Annotated in this window: 15 protein-coding genes and 1 pseudogene; 10 read left to right on the forward strand and 6 right to left on the reverse strand. The window is 67.6% G+C overall.

Translation table 11 applies throughout. The features are described 5' to 3' along the window. Positions 1-4: 4 nt before the first annotated feature. Together C1A30_RS05705 and C1A30_RS05710 are read left to right on the forward strand one after the other, a co-directional pair. Positions 5-1090 (forward strand): adenylate/guanylate cyclase domain-containing protein, encoded by a 1086-nt coding sequence (locus C1A30_RS05705; RefSeq protein ID WP_101947236.1) that lies wholly within the window; start codon positions 5-7, stop codon positions 1088-1090. Positions 1091-1108: 18 nt separating this feature from the next. Beyond that, positions 1109-2635 carry a leucyl aminopeptidase gene (locus C1A30_RS05710; protein WP_101947237.1) on the forward strand — a complete coding sequence of 509 codons (1527 nt, stop codon included), beginning with the start codon at positions 1109-1111 and terminating at the stop codon, positions 2633-2635. A 33-nt stretch (positions 2636-2668) separates the two neighbouring features. On the opposite strand, the pseudogene C1A30_RS05715 reads toward C1A30_RS05710, so the two are convergent. Next, a pseudogene (locus C1A30_RS05715) lies at positions 2669-4436 on the reverse strand (SDR family oxidoreductase). Positions 4437-4474: 38 nt separating this feature from the next. Further along, on the reverse strand, positions 4475-4828 hold the full coding sequence (locus C1A30_RS05720) for an oxidoreductase (protein ID WP_101947238.1): 354 nt from the start codon (positions 4826-4828) through the stop codon (positions 4475-4477). 139 nt (positions 4829-4967) lie between these two features. Between C1A30_RS05720 and sucB the strand changes: the two genes are divergently transcribed. The 5 genes from sucB (at position 4968) to C1A30_RS05745 (ending at position 10186) form a co-directional block, all read left to right on the forward strand. After that, a complete protein-coding gene (sucB, locus tag C1A30_RS05725) occupies positions 4968-6740 on the forward strand; it encodes a 2-oxoglutarate dehydrogenase, E2 component, dihydrolipoamide succinyltransferase (RefSeq protein ID WP_101947239.1) in 1773 nt (590 codons plus the stop codon). A gap of 6 nt (positions 6741-6746) precedes the next feature. Next, positions 6747-7658 carry a TIGR01777 family oxidoreductase gene (locus C1A30_RS05730; RefSeq protein WP_101947240.1) on the forward strand — a complete coding sequence of 304 codons (912 nt, stop codon included), beginning with the start codon at positions 6747-6749 and terminating at the stop codon, positions 7656-7658. Positions 7659-7668: 10 nt separating this feature from the next. Next, positions 7669-8343, forward strand: coding sequence for a lipoyl(octanoyl) transferase LipB (gene lipB / locus C1A30_RS05735; RefSeq protein ID WP_101947241.1), 675 nt, complete (start codon positions 7669-7671; stop codon positions 8341-8343). Next, entirely contained in the window at positions 8343-9302 is a 960-nt protein-coding gene (gene lipA / locus C1A30_RS05740; protein WP_101947242.1) for a lipoyl synthase, read from the forward strand. The genes lipB and lipA overlap by 1 nt, the downstream gene beginning before the upstream one ends. A 131-nt stretch (positions 9303-9433) precedes the next feature. Then, entirely contained in the window at positions 9434-10186 is a 753-nt protein-coding gene (locus C1A30_RS05745) for a DUF4191 domain-containing protein (RefSeq protein ID WP_101947243.1), read from the forward strand. Between the two features lie 5 nt (positions 10187-10191). Here C1A30_RS05745 and C1A30_RS05750 read toward each other — a convergent pair whose 3' ends face one another. Beyond that, positions 10192-10665 (reverse strand): RDD family protein, encoded by a 474-nt coding sequence (locus C1A30_RS05750; RefSeq protein ID WP_101947244.1) that lies wholly within the window; start codon positions 10663-10665, stop codon positions 10192-10194. A gap of 149 nt (positions 10666-10814) precedes the next feature. Between C1A30_RS05750 and glnA the strand changes: the two genes are divergently transcribed. The 3 genes from glnA to C1A30_RS05765 all read left to right on the forward strand — a co-directional run bounded on the left by glnA (position 10815) and on the right by C1A30_RS05765 (position 15150). Then, positions 10815-12251, forward strand: coding sequence for a type I glutamate--ammonia ligase (gene glnA, locus C1A30_RS05755; RefSeq protein ID WP_101947245.1), 1437 nt, complete (start codon positions 10815-10817; stop codon positions 12249-12251). Positions 12252-12501: 250 nt separating this feature from the next. Then, complete coding sequence (locus C1A30_RS05760; protein ID WP_101947246.1) at positions 12502-12936, forward strand: DoxX family protein; 435 nt, start codon at positions 12502-12504, stop codon at positions 12934-12936. Positions 12937-13050: 114 nt separating this feature from the next. Beyond that, positions 13051-15150, forward strand: coding sequence for an Ig-like domain-containing protein (locus C1A30_RS05765; RefSeq protein WP_142392552.1), 2100 nt, complete (start codon positions 13051-13053; stop codon positions 15148-15150). Here the strand turns inward: C1A30_RS05765 and C1A30_RS05770 are convergent. From C1A30_RS05770 to C1A30_RS05780, 3 genes are read right to left on the reverse strand one after another with little or no spacing between them, the layout of a single operon-like run. Then, positions 15139-15999, reverse strand: coding sequence for a TIGR03619 family F420-dependent LLM class oxidoreductase (locus C1A30_RS05770; protein ID WP_101947667.1), 861 nt, complete (start codon positions 15997-15999; stop codon positions 15139-15141). The genes C1A30_RS05765 and C1A30_RS05770 overlap by 12 nt on opposite strands. Continuing rightward, positions 15996-16631, reverse strand: coding sequence for a PaaI family thioesterase (locus C1A30_RS05775; RefSeq protein WP_101947248.1), 636 nt, complete (start codon positions 16629-16631; stop codon positions 15996-15998). The genes C1A30_RS05770 and C1A30_RS05775 overlap by 4 nt, the downstream gene beginning before the upstream one ends. Beyond that, a complete protein-coding gene (locus tag C1A30_RS05780; protein ID WP_101947249.1) occupies positions 16628-19585 on the reverse strand; it encodes a bifunctional [glutamine synthetase] adenylyltransferase/[glutamine synthetase]-adenylyl-L-tyrosine phosphorylase in 2958 nt (985 codons plus the stop codon). The genes C1A30_RS05775 and C1A30_RS05780 overlap by 4 nt, the downstream gene beginning before the upstream one ends. Position 19586 lies beyond the last annotated feature (1 nt).

Genomic DNA, 19586 nt, shown 5'->3' on the forward strand with positions numbered 1-19586 from the left:
GTGCGTGGTCGATTTCGACGCGCTGGAGGCTGCCGGTATCGCCAATGCCCGGCAACGGGTCGGCCTCATCGAGTATCTCGACGGTCTCGGGTTCACGGCCGAGGAGATGGTCGAGGCCGAGCGCCGCGGCCGCCTGTTCGGCCTGGCGGGTGACGCGCTGCAATGGTCCGGCCGCCCGATTCACACGTTGCACAGCGCCGCGGCGGCGCTCGGTGTGCCCGACGACGAGTTGGCGTTCGCGTGGGAGGCGCTCGGCCTGACGATGGCCGATCACGACACGCCCGCACTGAGCCAGGCCGACGTCGACGGATTGGCCGCGTGGGCGACGCTGCGCAAGGTCACCGGCGAGGACGCGGCGCTGAACTTCCTGCGGGTGCTGGGTGCGTCGATGGCCCGCCTCGCCGAGGCCAGCGGATCGATGATCCGGATCGCACAGCCCGACCTGATGATGACGCACACCCGCGACGAGCTCACCACCGCGCTGGCCTATCGCTCCGTCGCCGAGCTGGTTCCTGGCCTCACCGCCCTGATGGACTCGGTGTTCCGTCATCAGATCACCAGTGCCAGAGCGTATTTCGAAGGTGTCATCAGCGACGCCACCGCGAGCATCACCTGCGGCGTTGGGTTCGCGGACCTGTCCGGGTTCACCGCGTTGACGCAGCGGCTCACGCCCGCCGAGTTGTCGGATCTGCTCGTCGAGTTCGGCGGAGCGGTCAGCGACGTGGTGCACGCCGACGGCGGGCGCGTGGTGAAGTTCATCGGCGACGAGGTGATGTGGGTGACGGCGCGGCCGGAGTTGCTGGCCAAGGTCGCCCTGGACCTCGTCGAGTACCCGGCGGCGCGCGAGGCCGGGTTGCAGGTCCGCGCCGGGCTGGGCTACGGCTCGGTGCTGGCGCTGGGCGGCGACTACTTCGGCACCCCGGTCAACCTGGCGGCCCGCCTGGTGGCCGCCGCCGCGCCCGGCCAGATCCTGGCGTCCAGCGACGTCCGCGACGAGCTGCCGGATTGGTCAGCAATCCCACAGAATCCGTTGGTGCTCAAGGGCTTCGACGAGCCGGTGATGGCCTACGACCTGCACGTCAGCCGCTGAGGGCTAGGGTATGGGCTCGTGAGCCCTGCAACTCCCGGATACCAGACCCCCGCGGTCACCGTCGCCTCGTCACTGCCGAAACGCCCGAAAGGCCCGACGGTGCTGATCGTGCCGGTCGTCAGCGGCCAGGATGACGACGCCACCGCGACCGTCGTCGGCAACCCGATCCTCGACGCCGAGGCCACCGGCGAGATCGACGTGGCGTTGCGGGCGCTCGGCGCGAAGGGCGGCACCGACCAGGTCACCCGGGTGGTCGCGCCGTCGCTGCCGGTGGACAGCGTGCTCGCGGTCGGACTCGGCAAGGAGCGCGACGACTGGTCCGCCGAGGCGATCCGCCGTGCCGCCGGGGTGGCGGCGCGTTCGCTCAACGGCACCGAGGCGGTCATCACCACGCTGTCGGATCTGGACCTGAGCGCGACGATCGAAGGCCTGATCCTGGGCGCCTACCGGTTCACCGATTTCCGCAGCGCCAAGACCGCGCCGAAGGACGCGGGGCTGCGGGAGATCACGGTGCTGACGGCCGACACGAAGGCCAAGACCAAGGCGGCGGCAGAACGCGCCACCGACATCGCCGCGGCCGTGGCCACCGCGCGCGATTTCGTCAACACCCCGCCGAGTCACCTGTTTCCGGCCGAATTCGCCGAGCGCGCAAAGGCTTTGGGTGAGGCCGCGGGCCTCGAGGTGGAGGTGCTCGACGACAAGGCGCTCGCCAAGAACGGCTATGGCGGTGTGATCGGCGTCGGTAAGGGCTCGTCGCGCCCGCCGCGGTTGGTGCGCCTGTCGCACAAGGGCGGCAAGGGTAAGAAGGCGAAGGCGGTCGCGCTCGTCGGCAAGGGCATCACGTTCGACACCGGCGGCATCTCGATCAAGCCGGCAGCCAACATGCACCACATGACGTCGGACATGGGCGGCGCGGCCGCGGTGATCGCCACGGTGGTGCTGGCGGCCAAGCGGGACCTGCCCATCGACGTGATCGCGACCGTGCCGATGGCCGAGAACATGCCGTCGGCGACAGCGCAGCGGCCAGGCGATGTGCTGACCCAGTACGGCGGCATCACGGTCGAGGTGCTCAACACCGACGCCGAGGGCCGGTTGATCCTGGCCGACGCGATCGTGCGGGCGTGCGAGGACAACCCCGACTACCTGATCGAGACGTCGACGTTGACCGGGGCGCAGACCGTGGCGCTGGGCGCCCGCACGCCGGGGGTGATGGGCAGCGACGAGTTCCGCGACCGCGTCGCCGGACTCTCGCAGGCCATCGGCGAGAACGGCTGGGCGATGCCGCTGCCCGAGGAATTGAAGGACGACCTCAAGTCGACGGTGGCCGATCTGGCCAACGTCAGCGGATCACGGTATGCGGGCATGCTCGTCGCGGGCACCTACCTGCGCGAGTTCGTCGCCGACGGTGTGCAGTGGGCGCACATCGACATCGCGGCCCCGGCGTACAATACCGGCGGGCCGTGGGGCTACACCGGTAAGGGCGGCACCGGCGTGCCGACGCGCACCATGTTCGCGGTGCTGGAGGACATCGCCGAGAACGGCTGACTTCGTCCGGCCCACTGGCCACGCCCGACTGGGCTACATCACGCTGGCGCGCGCCGAACTGCGCATCGCCTGCGGCAGCACGTGGGCGACGCCGTAGACGAAGTAGGCCTCCGGCGCCACCGGCCGGATCGGCTTGTTCTTCTTCACCGCCGACACGATCGCCTTGGCCACCTTGTCGGGCCCGTATCGGCGTGCGGCGAAAGCCTTTTCGATCTGCGCGCGTCGCGCGTCGACCTTGTCTCGCTTGGCAGCAGGCACGTCGAAGCGCGTGGTGTGCACGATGTTCGTGTCGATCACGCCCGGGCACACCGTCGTCAGCCCGACGCCTGCCCTGTCCAGTTCGGCGCGCAGGCAGTCGCCGAACATGAACACAGCGGCCTTGCTGGTGGAGTAGGCGTTCATCGACTGCTGCGGTGAATAGGCGGCCATCGACGAGATGTTGACGATGTGCCCGCCGGTGCCGCGGTCGACCAGGCGACGGCCAAAAGACCTGCAGCAGTTGACGACTCCACCGAAGTTGATGGCCAGCACCCGGTCGAACTCCTCGCGCGGAGTGTCGAGGAACATGCCGGCGTGGCCCACCCCGGCGTTGTTGACCACGACATCGGGCACGCCGTGTTCGGCGCTCACCTTCTCGGCGAATTCCTCAACGGCGTCGGCGTCCGACACGTCGAGGGTGTAGGCATGCGCCACTCCCCCCGCGCGCGGCGATCTGGGCGGCAGTCTCCTTGACGGTGGCCTCGTCGATGTCACTGATCACCAGTTCGGCGCCCTCGCGGGCGAACGCCAAGGCCGTCGCACGGCCGATTCCGCTACCCGCACCGGTCACCGAAACCAGTGTGTCGCCGAAGTATTCGCGTCGACGGCCGACCTCGGCGCGCAGCAGGGCGCGCGACGGGGGCTTGCCGCCCACAAAGTCAATGAACTCGGCCACCGACGTGGCCAGCACCTGAGGGTGCGACATCGGCGACCAGTGACCCGCCCTGATGTCACGCCGCCACAGTCGCGGCACCCACCGGTGGATGTCGTCGTAGATGTAGGGCCGTACGAATTGATCTCTCGTGTTGACGATGATCTGGACCGGTACGTCGACGTAGTGGTCATCGCGGGCCGAAGTCACGCTTGCAAAGTAGTTCGCGCCGTACACCTTCAGACTGTTGGCGGCATCTGTCTTGTAGTTGGGCGAGTGGTAAATCTGCTCGCGCGGGATTCCGTCGCGCAAGACAAGCATCCGGCGGACGAACTCAGCGATGAAGCCGCGGACGGCCAGTGGGCCCACCACCGGGATCGAAAAGAAGCCCATGTAGGCGAAGGAGAAGAACTGGCTCAATGCACGAAGGAACGTTCGTGGACGGTATGGCCGCTTCAGGCTGCCGATGATGAACCGGTTCAGGTGATTCGGGCTGGGTCCGGACACCGACGTGTACGATGCGACGTGATCGCTTGCACCCGAACGGGATAGGTATTCCCACATGCCCGCCGAACCCCAGTCGTGTGCCAGCACATGCACCGGCTGACCCGGCGCCATCGCATCGATCACGGCGGCGAAATCATCGGCGTAACAGCTCAGCTTGTACGACGAAACAGCAGCGGGCACAGAGGATTTCCCGACGCCGCGGTTGTCGTAGCGGATGACGCGGAAGCGGTCGGCCAGCAGCGGCACCACCCCGTTCCACAGAAAGTGCGAGTCCGGCCAACCGTGCACCAGCACAACGGGCGGGCCTTCGGGATTGCCTTCTTCGTAGACGGCGATGCGTACCCCGTCAGTGCTGTCGACGAACCGCTCGATTGTCTGGTCCATGACACCTCCGCACAGTTAGTGGGACCGCTGGTACCGTATCAGGACTCCAATTCCTTGCGGAGCTCCCGCTGGCGCTCGATCCGCCTGCGGGCGTCGTAATCCCGCATCCGCTGCGGATAGCCCACCTTCTGGACGTCGTAGACCGGGATCCGGAGCCGTTCGCTCAACCGGCGGGCGCCCGCGTCTCCGCCCGCCCGGCGGCGGGTCCACTCCCCGTCGGCGGCGACCAGGACGACGGTGACGTCGGTGACCGTGGTCCTCGGCTCGACGTACGCCTCGACGCCGGTGTGGGTGGCCACCCAGTTCTGCAGGTAACGCAAGTCGGCGGCGGGGTCAGTGCCCGCAGCGCCCCGCGCCTGACGACCACGACGAAACCTGTCGAACAGTCCCACCTGGAGTCGGCTCCTTCTCTCTCACCACCATCGATAGTGCCAGAGCATCGAGTCCCCAGGTCCGAGGCGAACAGAGCTGAAAGACGTGACAGGATGGGAACCGACAATCGAGCCGTTACGACGAGGAGTCGAAAACACTATGGCCATCTCTGTTCAGATGCCCGCACTCGGTGAGAGCGTCACCGAGGGCACTGTCACCCGCTGGCTGAAGCAAGAGGGCGACACGGTCGAACAAGATGAGCCCTTACTCGAGGTGTCCACGGACAAGGTCGACACGGAGATCCCCTCGCCCGCCGCGGGCGTGCTGACCAAGATCATCGCGCAGGAAGACGACACCGTAGAGGTCGGCGGCGATCTCGCGCTGATCGGCGAGGCAGGCGAATCAGACGGTCAGGCCGAGGCCCCGGCCGCCGAAGCGCAGGAGCAGGAGAAGCCCGCCGAGGAGCCCGCCGCCCAACCCGAGCCCGCGGCCGAGGAGCAGGAGGCCCCCGAGCCTGAGCCCGAGCCCGCCAAGCCCGCCGCGCAGTCCTCCGGCGGCGGCGAGGCCACGTCGGTGAAGATGCCCGAACTCGGCGAGTCGGTCACCGAGGGCACCGTGACGCGGTGGCTGAAGAAGGTCGGCGACTCCGTCGAGGTCGACGAACCGTTGGTCGAGGTGTCCACCGACAAGGTCGACACCGAGATCCCCTCGCCGGTGGCAGGCACGTTGCTGTCCATCACCGCCGAGGAGGACGACGTCGTGCCCGTCGGCGGTGAGCTGGCCAAGGTCGGCGAGGCGGGCGCGCAGGCCGCCCCCGAACCCAAGCCGGAACCCAAACCCGAGCCCAAACCGGAACCGAAGCCAGAGCCCAAGCCAGAGCCCAAGGTCGAAGCCAAACCCGAACCCAAACCGGAGCCGAAGCCCGAGCCCAAACCGGAGCCCAAGCCCGAACCCAAACCCGAAGCCGCGCAGGCACCGTCGGGCGACGGCTCCCCGTACGTCACCCCGCTGGTGCGAAAGCTGGCCGCGGAGAACGACATTGACCTCGCATCGGTCAAGGGCACCGGTGTCGGCGGTCGGATCCGCAAGCAGGACGTGCTCGCCGCCGCCGAAGCCAAGAAAGCCCCGGCCCCGGAACCCGCGGCAGCACCGGCCGCCGCCGCACCCGCCAAGCCTGCCGCCGCTGCGCCTGCACCCGCGCTGGCGCACCTGCGGGGAACCACGCAGAAGGCCAGCCGGATCCGGCAGATCACCGCGAAGAAGACTCGCGAATCCCTACAGGCCACAGCGCAATTGACGCAGACGCACGAGGTCGACATGACCAAGATCGTGGCGCTGCGGGCAAAAGCCAAGAGCGACTTCGCCGAACGCGAAGGCGTCAACCTGACGTACCTGCCGTTCATCGCCCGCGCGGTGATCGATGCGCTGAAGATCCACCCGAACATCAACGCCAGCTACAACGAGGAAACCAAGGAGATCACCTACTACGACGCCGAGCACCTCGGCTTCGCGGTCGACACCGACCAGGGTCTGCTGTCTCCGGTGATCCACAACGCCGGCGACCTGTCGCTGGGCGGGTTGGCGCGGGCCATCGCCGACATCGCGGCGCGGGCCCGGTCGGGCAACCTCAAGCCCGACGAACTGTCCGGTGGCACGTTCACGATCACCAACATCGGCAGCCAGGGCGCCCTGTTCGACACCCCGATCCTGGTTCCGCCGCAAGCGGCGATGCTGGGCACGGGCGCGATCGTCAAACGGCCACGGGTGATCTCCGACGAGTACGGCAACGAGTCGATCGGCGTGCGGTCCGTGTGCTACCTGCCGCTGACCTACGACCACCGCCTGATCGACGGGGCCGACGCCGGACGCTTCCTCACCACGATCAAGCGCCGCCTCGAAGAGGCCGCCTTCGAGGCCGATCTTGGCCTGTAGACAGCCGTGACCAACGCCGTCATCGCGATCGCGGGGTCCTCGGGACTGATCGGGTCGGCCTTGGTCTACGCATTGCGGGCCACCGACCGCAAGGTGATGCGCATCGTGCGGCGCGCGCCGTCCAATGCCGACGAGGTGTTCTGGAACCCCGACACGGGTGAGTTCGACCCGGGCACCCTGACCGGGGTCGACGCCGTCGTCAACCTGTGCGGCGTCAACGTCGGCGAGAAACGGTGGTCGGGCGCGTTCAAACAGAGCCTGCGCGACAGCCGCATCGGGCCGACCGAGGTGCTGTCGACGGCGGTGGTCGAGGCCGGTGTCCCGACGCTGGTCAATGCCAGCGCCGTCGGCTACTACGGCGACACCAACGGCCGCGTCGTCGACGAAACCGCGCCTGCCGGAACAGGTTTCATGGCACGGCTGTGCGAGGACTGGGAGGCGGCGACGGCGGTCGCCGAACAGGACGGCACCAGGGTGGTGCTGGCCCGCAGCGGGCTGGTGCTGGCGCCCGCGGGCGGTCTGCTGGCCCGGGTCAAGCCGCTGTTCGCGGTCGGGCTCGGCGCGCGCCTGGGTGACGGACGTCAGTACATGCCGTGGATCACCGTCGAGGACGAGGTCCGCGCGCTGCTGTTCGCGATCGACCACGACGAGCTGTCCGGCCCTGTGAACCTGACCGGACCGGCACCCGTGACCAACGCCGAGTTCACCGCCGCGCTCGGCCGCACCATGAACCGGCCGACGCCGTTGGTGGCGCCCGGCTTCGCGCTGCGCGCAGCGTTCGGCGAGTTCGCCGACGAAGGGCTGCTCGCAGGGCAGCGGGCCATCCCAACAGTGCTGGAGCGCGCCGGTTTCGAGTTTCGGCACAACACGATCGGTGAGGCGCTGGCGTTCGCGACGGCGAGGAACCGTGACGCGTAGCGTTGATGCCGTGGCGTCATCGATCCGGTCCACGACAACCCCGGTCGACGTGCGGCGGATGGGCACCGTCGACTACCAGACGGCGTGGCAACTGCAGCGCGAACTCGCCGACGCCAGGGTGGCAGGGGGTCCCGACGCCCTGCTGCTGCTGGAGCATCCGTTCATCTACACGGCCGGTAAGCGCACGTTGCCCGACGAACGACCCAGCGCGCCCGACGTTCCTGTCATCGACACCGACCGCGGCGGCAAGATCACCTGGCACGGTCCCGGGCAATTGGTCGGCTACCCGATCATCGGCCTGGCCGAACCGCTCGACGTCGTGAATTTCGTTCGGCGCCTTGAGGAATCGATCATCAAGGTGTGCGCGGGGCTGGGCCTGTCCACCGGCCGCGTCGAAGGCCGCTCCGGGGTGTGGGTGCCTGCCGACGGACGCCGCCCGGCGCGCAAGATCGCGGCGATCGGCATCCGGGTGTCGCGTGCGACCACGTTGCACGGGTTCGCACTGAACTGCGACTGCGATTTGTCGGCCTTCGACGCGATCGTGCCCTGCGGCATCTCGGACGCCGGCGTGACGTCGCTGACCACCGAACTGGGGCGCCGGGTGACCGTCGACGACGTGTTGACCCCGGTGGCCGAGGCCGTGTGTGACGCGCTCGACGGCCGCCTGGTAGTAGCGTTGACGTAGTGACAGTCGCTCCTGGATCCAATGTCGCCGGCCCTCCGGCTCCGGACGGTAGGAAACTCCTGCGTCTCGAGGTTCGTAATGCCGAGACGCCGATCGAGCGTAAGCCGCCGTGGATCAAGATCCGCGCCAAGATGGGCCCGGAGTACACCGAGCTCAAGGCGTTGGTCAAGCGTGAGGGCCTGCACACGGTGTGCGAGGAGGCGGGTTGTCCGAACATTTTCGAATGCTGGGAGGACCGCGAGGCCACCTTCCTGATCGGCGGTGAGCAGTGCACCCGGCGTTGCGACTTCTGTCAGATCGACACCGGTAAGCCGGCCGAACTCGACCGTGACGAACCGCGCCGGGTGGCCGAGAGCGTGGCCGCGATGGGGTTGCGCTATTCGACGGTGACGGGGGTGGCGCGCGATGATCTGCCCGACGGTGGGGCGTGGTTGTACGCCGAGACGGTGCGTGCGATCAAGGCGCTGAACCCCAACACCGGGGTCGAGTTGCTGATCCCGGATTTCAACGGCGAGCCTGCGTTGCTGAAGGAGGTTTTCGACGCGCGCCCGGAGGTGTTGGCGCACAACGTCGAAACGGTGCCGCGGATCTTCAAGCGGATCCGTCCGGCGTTTCGCTACGAGCGCAGCCTTGCGGTGCTGACCGCGGCCCGCGAGGCCGGGCTGGTCACCAAGAGCAACCTGATCCTTGGCCTGGGTGAGACGCCAGAGGAGGTGCGCACCGCGCTGGCCGACCTGCACGAGGCAGGCTGCGACCTCGTCACGATCACCCAGTACCTACGCCCGTCGGTGCGCCATCACCCCGTCGAGCGCTGGGTCAAACCAGAGGAGTTCGTCGAACACGAGAACTTCGCCAAAGCCCTCGGCTTCGCCGGAGTACTCGCAGGCCCCCTGGTCCGATCCTCCTATCGGGCAGGCAGGCTGTACGCGCAGGCGGTCGCGGCCCGGCCCGTATCCTGAAGTAGTGACTTCGCCGACGCCGTTCTCGACGATGACGCCGTGTCCGCACGGTTGCCGTCGTCGAAACTGTAGTTACCGCGTCAGTCACTCGAACTTTCCCTCGATAACTACAGTCTCGTCGGAGTGAAGTAATGGCGAAAACCCGCAATCCCGATCAGGTCAAGGCCGCCAAGGCCGAGGCCAAGGCGGCGCGCAAGGCGGCCTCCAAGCAGCGGCGCAGCCAGTTGTGGCAGGCGTTCCAGATTCAGCGCAAAGAAGACAAGCGCCTGCTGCCGTACATGCTCGCCGCATTCGTGCTGATCGTGGGCGCTTCGGCCGCCTTCGGCGTGATCACGGGCGGCCTCACCGGCTACCTGATGATTCCCCTCGGCATCGTGCTCGGTGCGCTGGTCGCGTTCATCATCTTCGGCCGCCGCGCACAGAAGTCGGTGTACCGCAAGGCTGAAGGCCAGACCGGCGCCGCGGCGTGGGCGCTGGAGAACCTGCGGGGCAAGTGGCGCGTCACCCCCGGCGTCGCCGCCACCGGTCACTTCGACGCGGTGCACCGGGTGATCGGCCGCCCCGGCGTGATCTTCGTCGGCGAAGGATCGGCCACGCGCGTCAAACCCCTACTGGCGCAGGAGAAGAAGCGCACCGCACGGCTGATCGGCGACACCCCGATCTACGACGTGATGGTCGGCAACGGCGAGGGCGAGGTCCCGCTGTCCAAGCTCGAACGTCACCTGACGAAGCTGCCCGCGAACATTACGGTCAAGCAGATGGACGCGCTCGAATCGCGACTCGCTGCCCTGGGCACCAAGGCCGGGCCCGCCGCGATGCCCAAGGGCCCGCTGCCGACGCAGGCCAAGATGCGCAACGTGCAGCGCACAGTGCGCAGACGCTGAGGAAGTTATCGCCGCACGACGGCCGTATTCGTCACCTTGTCTTGCAGGCCCCGCAGGTCGGAGTCGGTGATCAGCGGCGGGATGACCACCGCGATCAGCACGCCGCGGACCAGTGCGCGGCCGAAGCCGACGTGCTGACGGTTGTCGACCGGCACCACCATCAACCCCAATGCGTACTGGCCCGGGGTGAAGCCGAACAGTCGCACCGACACCGCGCCCAGCACGAACCAGACGATCAACACCGCGGTGGACAGCCCCGGCCTCGACACCAGACCCAACGACATGGCCAGCGCGGCCAGCCCGTAGGCGATCAGCCAGTCGACGAACAGCGCGGCGACACGCCTGCCCATCCTGGCAAGCGATTTGGGGCCCGATTGCGGCAAACCCAGCCGCTGGCCCGGATACTCACTGGGTGCTTGGCCCTGACTGCCGCCCTCCGAAGACGGACCCGACAGCCAGGACCCGATCTCACGGGCCATACTGTCAGGATAAGCGGGGCCTTCCCGGGCCCATCGGCCGCCGCTGCAGGCAAATTGCGTAACGTCCGCGCAACATGCGGTTGACGACCGTGCAACATCGTGTCCATAGCGTCAACCCGCGGGTTTACCAGATATAAGGAGAGTTCTCAGTGGCAGAAAAGACCGCCGACGACATCATCAAGCAGATCAAGGACGAAGACGTTCAGTACGTCGACATCCGGTTCTGCGATCTGCCCGGTGTAGTCCAGCACTTCTCGGTCCCGGCTTCGGTGTTCGACGAGAGCGTGTTCGAGGACGGGCTGGCGTTCGACGGCTCGTCGGTGCGCGGCTTCCAGTCGATCCACGAGTCCGACATGATGCTGCTTCCGGACCCCGACACCGCACGGATCGACCCGTTCCGCGCCGCCAAGACGCTGAACCTCAACTTCTTCGTGCACGACCCGTTCACCCGCGAGGCGTACTCCCGCGACCCGCGCAACGTGGCCCGCAAGGCGGAGAACTATCTGGCCAGCACCGGCATCGCCGACACTGCGTACTTCGGCGCAGAAGCCGAGTTCTACATCTTCGACTCGGTGTCCTTCGATTCGCAGATGAACGGCACGTTCTACGAAATCGACTCCGAGGCGGGCTGGTGGAACACCGGCGAGCCGGTCGAGTCGGACGGCAGCGCCAACCGCGGCTACAAGGTCCGGCCGAAGGGCGGCTACTTCCCCGTCGCGCCCTACGACCACTTCGTCGACCTGCGCGACGAGATGTGCACCAACCTGCAGAACGCCGGCTTCGTGCTGGAGCGCGGTCACCACGAGGTGGGCACCGCGGGCCAGGCCGAGATCAACTACAAGTTCAACACGCTGCTGCACGCCGCGGACGACTTGCTGTTGTTCAAGTACATCATCAAGAACACCGCGTGGCAGGCAGGCAAGACCGTGACCTTCATGCCGAAGCCGCTGTTCGGCGACAACGGTTCGGGTATGCACTGCCACCAGTCGTTGTGGAAGGACGGCAGCCCGCTGTTCCACGACGAGTCGGGCTACGCCGGACTGTCGGACACCGCACGCCACTACATCGGCGGCATCCTGCACCACGCACCGTCTCTGCTGGCGTTCACCAACCCGACGGTGAACTCCTACAAGCGCCTGGTGCCGGGTTACGAGGCCCCGATCAACCTGGTGTACAGCCAGCGGAACCGCAGCGCCTGCGTCCGCATCCCGATCACCGGCAACAACCCGAAGGCCAAGCGTCTGGAGTTCCGTTGCCCGGACAGCTCGGGCAACCCGTACCTGGCGTTCGCGGCAATGATGATGGCCGGCCTGGACGGCATCAAGAAGAAGATCGAGCCGCAGGCGCCGGTCGACAAGGATCTCTACGAGCTGCCGCCGGACGAGGCCGCCAGCATCCCGCAGGCACCCACGTCACTGTCGGCGGTGATCGACAAGCTCGAGGAGGACCACGAATACCTCACCGAGGGCGGCGTTTTCACCGAGGACCTGATCGAGACCTGGATCTCGTACAAGCGTGAGAACGAGATCCTCCCGGTGCAGATCCGGCCTCACCCGTACGAGGTCGCGCTGTACTTCGACGTCTAAATAGTCAACCAACGGACGCGGGGCGGAGGGTCACCTCCGCCCCGCGTTTCGCTTGCATCCGCGAAGACCTGTCGGCACGAATCATGGTGTGAGATAGGGAAACGCCCGATTCCTCGCGACCGGCTAGCCCCTAGCGTCATTGCTCGGGGGGAGCCGCGTCGTGCGGCCGGTGCTCCCATGCCCCACCGGCCGCACGACGTTCCGGCGTTGCTGTTCACAGCGGCCGAGTCGCAGCCGTAGGGTCAAACCCATGACGACCAAACTGGACTCACGCCTCACCACGTACTCCCCGGCGGTGCTGAGCCTGTTCCGCGTGGTGTTCGGATTCCTCTTCACAGTGTTCGGCACCTCGAAACTGTTCGACTGGCCCATCGCGTTCGGCATCCCGACGGGCAACTGGCCGGTCTGGTATGCGGGCATCATCGAGTTCGTTGCCGGCCTGCTGATCATGTTCGGGTTGTTCACCCGGATAGCCGCCTTCATCGCGTCGGGCCATATGGCCGTCGCCTACTTCTGGCAGCACCAGCCGCACGCGCTGTGGCCGATCGTCGGTCCGGAGATGGGCGGCAACGGTGGCCTTCCCACGATCCTGTTCTGCTTTGCCTTCTTCTTGCTGGTCTTCACCGGCCCCGGCGCGTATGCAGTGGACTCAATGCGCGCCGGACGGCTGAAACAGCGAATGTGAACGCTAATCAATAGCTAACCTACGGTAAAGTTAATTCGCTGGTCAATGCATAGGATGGCATTACTAGGGAAACACCTGATTCCCCTATAGCAACAAATAGCCGATCATTGGCCAATGACCTCTGGGTCGATGGCCGACGCAGCCCCTGCACTGAGCGTGCATCAGGTGGGGGACGCCGATCGCGTCACGGGCGCGGTGACCTATCAGGCCGTCATCGGATCCGACGACGCGGCGGTCGCGTTGTCGTTCACCCGACCGCGCGACGGCGTCGTCACCGACCTGGGCTACGGCATGTTCCGCTATACACCCAACGCGCGGGTCAACGCCGAGACCGACAGCTTCGTCGTCACCGCGTCCGACGGCCGCGGTCGGCTACTGAGTTCGATCGTCAACTGGGTCAACGACAACCAGGCTCCCGTCGTGGTCGCGCCGCCGCGACTGTGGCCGCCGGATCCGACGACGGGCGCGGTCACCGTTTCTCCGAATATCGTTGACCCGAACGGTGATTGGCTGACGTTCACCGTCGATGCGCCGTTCCCGCGACGCGGCTCGGTCACCATCGATTGGGACGGAACGTTCACCTACGTCCCCTACCCCACCGAACGCGACGACATCACCGCCGGCGAGGAGACACTGGGCTTCCGCGCGGTCGACCCTCGAGGCGCCAGCGCCTACGTCACCGTCACCGTCCCGATCAGCCCGCGCCGTGTCGAACCCGCACCGGATCCTGGCTCGACGGCACACAGCCCCGACCCCGCCACCGGGGTGGTCACCGGCACCTGTGGCGTCGACGCCGACGGTCACACCTACTCGGCCAGTGCCGCCTCGAAGGGCACGGTCGTCATCAACGCGAAGACCGGCATGTGGGCGTATCGTCCCGCCGTCGCGGCGCGCCACGAAGCAGTGGCCGTCGGGGCGTCGGCGGCGCAGCGGCGCGACACGTTCACGATCACACTGGCCAAGGGCAAGCGAGACAAAGTCGTTGTGCCCGTGTCGGTTCCGCTGGTGTCGATGAAGACGGTGCCGTCGTATGCGGTCACGGCTGAGATCCCACTCGGCGTGGTGCCCGCAGGCATCGCGATCAGCCCGCGCGGCGACCGGGTCTTCGTGACCAGCTTCGTCGACGAGGCCGCGGTCACGGTGATCCGGACCGCTGACCACACGTCGTCGCGAATTCCGCTGGCATTCCGACCGGAAGGTGTGGTGGTCGGTCCGGACGGTCGCCGCCTCTACATCGCCGACCCGGCGGGGGGTCGGGTCGGCATGCTCGACCCGGACGACGGCGCCGTGGAGTACATCGCCGTCGGCGATCACCCGTTCCAGATGACCCTCGTCGGCGCGGATCTCTACGTAGCCAACAACCGGGACGGCACCGTCAGCGTGATCGACACGATCGACAACGTCGTCGTCCGCACCATCGGGGTGGGCGGACATCCGTATGCGGTCGCCGCGGCGTTGGGTCAAGCCTTCGTCACCGACTACGGCTTCTACGGCGGTCAGTCCACCCACACGATGTCGATTCTCAGCGCGCGCGGCCAGGTGGTGCGGGTTGCACCCGTCGGCTACTACCCGACCGGTGTCGCGGTGTCACCGGACAGCAGGCGGATCTACGTGGCCAACAACGATGGGGCCTACACCACCGCGCATCCGGGCACCACGACGGTCATCAACGCGTCCACCGGCGCGGTCGTCGAGACCCTGCCTGTCGGCGGCTGCGCGGTCGGCGTCTCCGACAACGGTGATCACGTGTACGTGGCCAGTCAGGGCTACGAGTCGACGTTCACCAGCAAGCTGTCGATCGTCGACCTGCCGAGCGGCCAGATCGCCTCGGTACCGATCCACGGGATGCCAAATGCGTTGGCGGTCAACGGCGACCGCATCTATCTGACAGACACCTGGCACTCGTCGCTGATGCAGATCACCGCGCGGGACACCTCCGTCGTCGACACCGAGGTGGCCAACCAGCCACCGGACCTGACCGTCACCGAGGTGGACCACCGCCTGTATCGGGTAAGTGTGGACGATCCCGACGGGGACAGCGTGACCATTGCGGCCGCCCAACCGTTCTGTGGAACCATCAGCGATCTCGGTGACGGGCTTTTCCAGTACACCCCGAACGAGAGGGCGATCGCCGGGTTCGTCGACCACTTCGCGATCACCGCCGACGACGGGCACGGCGGAGTGGTGACCCGCACCGTCGGGTTACGCGTCTAGCCCGAGGTCCTTGCGGAATCTGCGCATGCCGTCGATCCTTTCGGGCAACGATGCCTGCGGGCCGCTGTAGAACATCCACGGCATCGTGATGATCCCGGTGATGCCGTTGTCCTCGGCGCGCTGATAGTGCTCGGCAGTGAAGGCGTCGGTCAGCGGCGTAAGCACTTCGAAATGGTCCATCGACAAACCGCGTTCGGCGCGCAGGTCGCGCAGCTTGCTCACCCGTTCGATGGCCTTGTCGGTGCTGATCAGATCGCCGATCCAGCCGTCGTGGCGAGCGGCGCGGCGCAACGCGATGTCGCTGAGACCGCCGACGTAGATCGGAATGTGCGGCGGCGTCGGCTCCATCTCCAGCCGCGGCGCCGTGTAGAACTCGCCGGAGAACTCGGTCCAGCCCGGCTGCCACAGCGCCTTCATCAGTTCGAGCATCTCGTCGGTGCGCTTGCCGCGCCGGTCGAAGCGCTGCCCCATCAAGGTGAACTCTTCCTCGCACCAGCCCACCCCGATGCCGAGCTCGAGCCGACCGTCCGCCAGATAGGCCGCGGTGCCAATCGATTTCGCGGCGGAGTACGGATCGCGCATGGCGGGTAGGTACACCGTCGTCACGAACCGTAGCCGGGACGTGACGAGCGCGATGGCGCCGATCATCACCCACGGGTCGGGCCAGTCGGTGAACGCTTCCCAGCGACGCTTACCGTCCTTGGTGTACGGGTAGGGCGTCGCCAGCGTCTCCAGGTTGATGACGTGGTCGGGGATGCCCATCCCGTCGTAGCCCAGATCGTCGGCCTCCTTGGCGATCTCGATGGCTTCGTTGGTGTCCAGAAACGCGGTGCTTACGTAAAACTTCATCCGGCGTCCCTGGCCCACGCGGGCCGGATGAACACGCCGTCGGCCTCGACTGTGGTGCCATCGGCGTCGCTGAGGTAGCCGCGGGCGAAGGTCTTCACGCCTTCTGTGCGCTCGATGAACGCCTCTGCGCGCAGCGGCCCCAGCGGAGTGCCGCGCAGGTACCGCAGTGTGATGGTGCCGGTGAATTTCGGTTTGGTCAGGCCGTCACTGGCGGCCTCGCCGAGGATGTGGTCGAGCACCAGTGCGCAGATCCCGCCGTGCACCCATCCCGGCGGACCCTCGTATGCACCGCTGAGGGTGAACTCGCTCCAGGCCCGCCCGTCGGGTTCGTGGTGGATCACCATCGGCGGGGCGATCGCATTGCGCAGTCCCACAGCGGGATTGGCCCACGCCAGCGGGCGACCGGTGTCCTCGTGGCGCAATGTCGCGGTGGCAGTGCGGCGCTTCTGCACGAGCATCGCGGTCACGGCCTCGACCGCGGCCTGCGCCTCGCGGGTGGTGGCTTCGTCGACGTCGGTGTGGATGCCCGCGTCGATCAGCTTGCGGATGGCCTCGGTCAGCGGTTCGTACAGCACGCGCTGGCGGTCGTACTCCTCGGCGCTGATGACATCGAACCCGAAATCCATACTCATTCGCCGAAAACCTTTCGCACTACCGCTTTCGCCCGCCGCGTCACCCGCAGATAGTTGTCAAGGAACTCGCCGCCGTCGTCGGTGTCCCAACCCGCCGCCAGCGCAACGGCATTGAGTTGACGGCCCGGCCCCGGTAGCTGATCGGTCGGTTTGCCGCGCACCAACACCAGCGCGTTGCGCGCCCGCGTGGCCGTCAACCAGGCCTGCCGCAACAGTTCGACGTCGCCTTCGGCGATCAGTTCGGCGGCGCCGATCGCGTTGAGCGCGTCCAACGTCGAAGTGCTGTGCAGCGCAGGCACTTTGTGCGCATGCCGCAGCTGCAGCAGCTGCACGGTCCACTCGATGTCGGCCAGCCCGCCACGGCCAAGCTTGGTGTGTGTGTTCGGATCCGCGCCACGGGGCAGTCGTTCCGCGTCGACGCGCGCCTTGATCCGCCGGATCTCCTGCACCGCAGCGGCGGACACACCACCCGACGGGTAGCGGGTCTTGTCGATCATCAGCAGGAAGCGCTCCCCCAGTTCGAGGTCACCCGCCACCCGGTGCGCCCGCAGCAGGGCCTGCACCTCCCACGGCTGCGCATACTTCTCGTAGTACGCCTGATACGACGACAGCGTTCTGACCAAGGACCCGTTGCGGCCCTCCGGCCGTAACCCGGCGTCGACCTCCAGCGGCGGATCGGCAGACGGCGTGCCCAGCAGGGTGCGGACCTGTTCGGCGATGGTGATCGACCACCGCACCGCCGCCGACTCGTCGACTCCGTGGTTCGGTTCGCACACGAACATGACGTCGGCGTCGGATCCGTAGCCCAGTTCGCCGCCGCCGAGCCTGCCCATCCCGATCACCGCGATCCGGGCGGGTGCGCCGTCGGCGGGCGTGTTGGCACGGATGATCACGTCGAGCGCTGCCTGCAGCACGGCCACCCACACCGACGTCAGCGCCTTGCAGACGTCGGTCACCTCGAGCATGCCGAGCAGATCCGCGGACGCGATGCGGGCGAGCTCGCGCCTGCGCAACGTGCGCGCCGCGGCGATCGCCCGCACCGGATCGGCGTGCCTGCCCGCCGAGGCGACCAATGCCCGTGCCACCCCTTCGGGTTCGACTTCCAACAGCTTGGGCCCGGTGGGGCCGTCGGCGTAGAGCTGGATCACCTCCGGTGCCCGCATCAACAGGTCGGGCACGTAGGCCGACGTGCCGAGTACCTGCATCAGCCGCTTGGCCACCGCGCCCTCGTCGCGCAGCGTCGACAGGTACCAGCGTTGGTCGGCCAGTTCCTCGCTGATGCGCCGGTAGGCCAGCAGACCCGCGTCGGGGTCGGGGGTGTCGGACAGCCAATCCAGCAGCGTGGGCAGCAGCACCCGCTGCACCCGTCCCCTCCTGCCGCTGCCGCCGGTCAGCGCGGCCAGGTGCGTCAGCGCGCTCTGCGGACCCTCGTAGCCGAGTGCGGCGAGCTGACGTTCGGCCGCCTCCGGCGTCAGCATCGCCGGCTGGCCGGCCGACTCCAGCAGCGGTTGATAGAACAGCTTGGCGTGCAGCCGGGACACCCGCATGTTCTGCCGCTTGAGTTCCTCGCGCAGCACGCCCAGCGCGTCATGGCGTCCGTCGGGACGCACGTGCGCGGCCCGCGCCAGCCACCGCAGCGCCTCGTCGTCGTCCTCGTCGGGAAGCATGTGGGTGCGCTTGAGCCGCTGCAGTTGCAGCCGATGCTCCAGCAGCCGCAGAAATTCGTACGACGCAGTCATGTTCGCAGCGTCGTCGCGGCCGATGTACCCGCCCGCGCCCAGCGCGGCCAACGCGTCGACCGTCGACGCCACGTGCAGCGAGGCGTCGTTGCGACCGTGCACCAGTTGCAGCAACTGCACCGCGAACTCGACGTCGCGCAGCCCGCCGGTGCCCAGCTTGATCTCCCGCGCCCGCACCCCGGCAGGCACGAGTTCCTCGACCCGGCGGCGCATCGCCTGCACCTCGGGCACGAAGTCTTCACGCTGGCTGGCCATCCACACCATCGGCATCAGCGCGTCGACGTACTGGCGACCCAACTCCGCGTCGCCTGCCGCGGGCCGCGCCTTGAGCAGCGCCTGGAACTCCCACGTCTTGGCCCACCGCTCGTAGTAGGCGATGTGCGACTCCAGGGTGCGCACCAGTTGACCGTGCTTGCCTTCCGGCCGCAGCGCGGCATCCACCTCGAAGAAGGCATCACCGGCGAACCGCATCATCTCGCCTGCCAGCCGGGTCGCGGTGGCGTCGGCGGGATCGGCCACGAAGATGACGTCGACGTCGCTGACGTAGTTCAGTTCGCGCGCACCGCACTTGCCCATCGCGATCACCGCGATCCGCGGGGGCTCGTCGTCCCCGCAGACCGAGCGGGTGGCGACCGTGAGCGCGGCGCCGAGCGCGGCATCGGCTAGATCGGACAGATGCTCGCCGACGGTGGGAAACGGCAACACGGGTTCGTTCTCCACCACGGGCGCGAGATCCAGCGCCGCGAGCACCAGCAGCCGGTCGCGGTAGAGGGTTCGCAGCGGCGCCACCGCGGGCGCCGTGTCTCTGCCGATTTCGACGCTCTCGGCGATCTCGGCGAACGTCGCGCGCAACTCGTCGGCGGACGGCAGCGCGGCCTCACCCGACAGCCGGCGCCACGATCCGGGGTTGGCGACCAGATGGTCGCCGAGGGCCAGCGACGAGCCGAGCACGCCGAACAGCCGGCCGCGCAGCGCCTTGTCCTTGAGCAGCGCGTGGTTGAGTTCGTTCCAGTCGGCGCCCATGGCGTCGGCGAGGCGGACGATCGCGCGCAGGGCTTCGTCCGCGTCGGGAGCCCGCGACAGCGACCACAGCAGTTCGACGTGTGCGTCGGTGTTCCACCCGAGCCGGTCCAGGTCCGCGGTCGCGGACGCCTCGACCAGCCCCAGCCGGCCTACGCTTGGCAGCTTCGGTCGCTGCGTCGCGGGTTTGGCCACG

The organism is Mycobacterium sp. 3519A, from assembly GCF_900240945.1.
GTDB lineage: Bacteria > Actinomycetota > Actinomycetes > Mycobacteriales > Mycobacteriaceae > Mycobacterium.